Source organism: Oceanobacillus saliphilus, from assembly GCF_023522835.1.
Classification (GTDB): Bacteria; Bacillota; Bacilli; order Bacillales; family Amphibacillaceae; genus Oceanobacillus; species Oceanobacillus saliphilus.
Map to the genome: position 1 here is coordinate 1 of NZ_JALCZU010000122.1, position 272 is coordinate 272.

1 protein-coding gene is annotated in these 272 nt (G+C 52.9%); it reads left to right on the forward strand.

Features of this window, described 5'->3' with window-relative positions:
* Positions 1-82: 82 nt before the first annotated feature.
* Positions 83-272 (forward strand): hypothetical protein (locus tag MN204_RS20665; protein ID WP_249872933.1); only part of this gene is annotated, 190 nt, incomplete at its 3' end.

Below are 272 nucleotides of genomic sequence, written 5' to 3' on the forward strand. Positions count from 1 at the left end.
CATTCTCGATCGCCGGCTTCAGGCGTTACGTAAATCTGGAAAAATCCGCAGTACATCCAAAGGCTGGGTGAGGGCTTAACTAATGACCAGCAAATTAACCAGAGAGCGCCTGCAGGAAATCGCTGAAGATGGATTCCTGAAGCATGGCGAAAGCAAAGAACTGGCCCGTATGGCGCTGGCCGAAAAGGCCAGCGAGCCGGTGATATTGTACCGGGAGCGCAATCCCTACAACGGCTTAACCACAGGCTGGCAAGTGCTTACCGAAAACGAGT